Consider the following 3,114-nt stretch of genomic DNA (forward strand, 5'->3'; position numbering starts at 1 on the left):
ATTTTGAAGGCTTATCTACAAGGTGATAAGTCAAAAAATTTTTAATTGCCTATAAGCTCAATGAAAAGTGCTAATGTGATAAAGTCTATTGCAAAATCCGGGTTAAAAAGATAAGGGGGAAAAACTGAATATAATCATTACAGGAGGAGGAACCGGAGGACACCTCTCAATAGTTAAAGCTTTAAAAGAAGAATTAAACTCTAAAGGGTTAAAGCCTATTTTTATAGGCTCAAATTATGGACAAGATAGAGACTGGTTTGAAAAAGATGAAGGTTTTAGTAAAAGATATTTTTTTGAAACTTTCGGAGTTGTTAATAAGAAGGGTTTGGATAGATTAAAATCTTTGTTAAAAATAGCTAAAGCCTCAAGAAAATGTATAAAAATAATCAAAAAAGAAAATATTAAAGCCGTAATTAGCGTAGGAGGATATTCAGCGGCTCCCGCAAGCATTGGGGCGATTTTGACAAATACTCCTCTTTTTATACATGAACAAAACGCTGTTATGGGAAGATTGAATAAAATATTATCCCCTTTTTCAAAAAGAGTTTTTTGCTCATTTTTGCCTCCCTTTGATCCATACCCTGTATCTAAGGAATTTATTTTAAAAAAAAGAGTTAGAAAAGAGATAAAAAATATTATATTTTTAGGTGGCAGTCAGGGAGCAAGGGAGATTAACGATTTTGCATTGTCGGTGGCTAAAGATCTAAAAAAAATGGGCATAAATATCTCTCATCAAACCGGAAAAAAAGATTTTGAAAGGGTTAAAAAGGAGTATGAAAAACTAAAAATAGAAGTAGATATTTTTGATTTTGATAAAAATATAGCAGACAAAATCTCTATTGCCGATTTTGCGGTTAGCAGAGCCGGAGCAAGCACTTTATGGGAGCTTACATCAAACGCTATTCCCACCCTTTTTTTTCCATACCCCTACGCAGCGGGCAACCATCAATATTTCAACGCCAAATTTTTAACTGATAGGGGCTTTGCATTTTTAGTAAAAAAAGATAAAAAAAAGGAGTTTTTTGAGATCATCAAATCAGATATTCATCAAATAAGTAAAAATTTATCGACTCTAAACAGTTTAGATGGTGCAAAATTTATAATAGATGAGATTTTTAAAATCATAAAAGAGTAAATACTCTGTTTTTGCCCGCCTTTTTTGCTTGATACATAGCTTCATCGGCTCTTTTTAATAGATCTTGCAAATCTTCTCCCTTTTTATAGGAAGTTATGCCAAAACTTGCGGTATATGAAATGATTTTATCATCTTTTCTTATATTATGATTTTCTATAACTTTTCTAATTCTTTCAGCTATTTTATAACTATCTTTCTCATCAACGTTTGGCAAGATTATGGCAAACTCTTCCCCTCCCATTCTAAATGCTTTAGTATCTCTTCTAATAAAATTGTTTAAGATCTCCCCTATCTCTTTTAATACCTCATCACCTACATTATGCCCAAAATTATCGTTTATCATTTTAAAATTGTCTATATCAAGATATATTATGGAAAAGGGAACCATATCTTTTAATCTCATTACCTCTTCATCAAAGGCTCTTCTATTTAAAAGTCCGGTTAGCGGATCGATATATGAGAGTTTTTTATACTCTTTAAATTTTTCCTCAAGAGAGTCCAATATATATCTGTTATTATAAATCTTCTCTTTTAATTTTTTATTCTCTTTTTCCAAATCCTCTATCTTTTTTTTAAGTTTTTCTATTCTTTTTGTGTCTTTTTTTTCAATTGCCTCTTTACTATCGGTTATATACTCTCCATGTTTTTCTATATTTTCATCAATAACTCTTATGATAAATTCTGATTCGTTTACTATATTTTTTAACTCTTTTGAGACCTCTTTTGCGTCAAAATCGTTTAATATAGCAGGCTTATCTTTTAGATACTCCTCATAAAGCAAAAATAGATTTTGGGTAGTTAAAAGATGATTATCTTCTATAGCTTTACACATTACAAAAAACCACTCTTCATAATTTTTCGGCGTTAAGGGGATATGATTTTTTGCCATAAAAGAGAGAGTCTCTTTAGCGATATCTGAAACCTTTTTATTCTCTTTATTTTTTGGAAGTTTGGTTGTTAAAAATTTTTTGCATTCCATTTTATATCCATATATTATCTATTAGCCTTGTATCTCCAACCTTAGCGGCAACCAATATTATGCTATTTCCGGGCTCAATTTTAGTTATCTTATCAAAATTTTTATTAACTATCTCTATATATTCGATATTTATCGGTTTTAAGATATTTTTCATCTCATTTTTTATAACATCAACATCCAAATTTCCTTGCATTATCATCTTAGCGGCTCTTTTTAGAGATTTTGAGATTAAAAGCGCTTTATCTCTTTCATCTTTTGAGAGATATACGTTTCTGCTGCTCATCGCAAGCCCGTCTGGCTCTCTAACTATATCGCACGGGACTATATTTACGTCCATATAAAGATTTTTAACCATTTTTTCTATCAAATATAGCTGTTGAGCATCTTTTTTACCAAAATAAGCGTTTGTGGGATTTACTATATTGAAAAGTTTATTAACTATTTGCAACACTCCGTCAAAATGGCCCGGTCTATTAAAGCCTTCCAATATATATCCCTTTATTTTTGGAGCTTTTAGCAAAACTTCATCTTTATCATAAATATCCTCAATCAAAGGGGTAAATAAAAAATCCACTTTCGCAAGCTCACAGATTTTTATATCGGCTTCGATTTTTCTTGGATATTTTTCAAAATCTTCCCCCGGCAAAAACTGAGTTGGATTTACAAATATTGAGACCACTACTATATCGTTTTCATCTCTTGCTCTTTTTATAAGGGATAGATGCCCTTCATGCAAAGCTCCCATTGTAGGAACAAAGCCAACGGTTCCTTTGAGTTTTTTTAACTCTTTTTTTAGGTTTATTGGATTTTTTATTATCTTCAAAGTCATACTCCCAAATTTTAATCAACTAAACTACATAATTATTTCAACAACTCAACCATTCAACCATTTTAACCAAATTAGACATTGGACATAGGACATTGGTAAATGGGAAATAGGAATTTGGAATTGAGTGCTCTGAAAAATTACTAAATTTCGCTCAAGTCGGATGCGATTTTT

The 3,114-nt window shown here is 30.9% G+C and carries 3 protein-coding genes; 1 reads left to right on the plus strand and 2 read right to left on the minus strand.

All coding sequences use genetic code 11. The annotated features are described in order from the left end of the window. The first annotated feature begins 169 nt into the window (after positions 1-169). Positions 170-1,135 carry a UDP-N-acetylglucosamine--N-acetylmuramyl-(pentapeptide) pyrophosphoryl-undecaprenol N-acetylglucosamine transferase gene (locus AC30RD_RS07735; RefSeq protein WP_489493880.1) on the plus strand — a complete coding sequence of 322 codons (966 nt, stop codon included), beginning with the start codon at positions 170-172 and terminating at the stop codon, positions 1,133-1,135. Here AC30RD_RS07735 and AC30RD_RS07740 read toward each other — a convergent pair. Together AC30RD_RS07740 and panC are read right to left on the minus strand one after the other, a co-directional pair. Further along, the gene (locus AC30RD_RS07740) at positions 1,122-2,114 is read right to left on the minus strand and encodes a GGDEF domain-containing protein (RefSeq protein WP_489493878.1); all 993 of its coding nucleotides are present in this window, start codon (positions 2,112-2,114) and stop codon (positions 1,122-1,124) included. The two genes, AC30RD_RS07735 and AC30RD_RS07740, sit on opposite strands and share 14 nt — an antisense overlap. Position 2,115: 1 nt before the next feature. Further along, a complete protein-coding gene (gene panC / locus AC30RD_RS07745) occupies positions 2,116-2,937 on the minus strand; it encodes a pantoate--beta-alanine ligase (protein WP_489493879.1) in 822 nt (273 codons plus the stop codon). Between the last annotated feature and the right edge of the window lie 177 nt (positions 2,938-3,114).

The organism is Nitrosophilus sp. (assembly GCF_982775275.1).

Bases quoted from the DNA above. Each gene is read 5' to 3' on its own strand.
- AC30RD_RS07740 (WP_489493878.1), bottom strand. From the start codon at position 2,114: ATGGAATGCAAAAAATTTTTAACAACCAAACTTCCAAAAAATAAAGAG.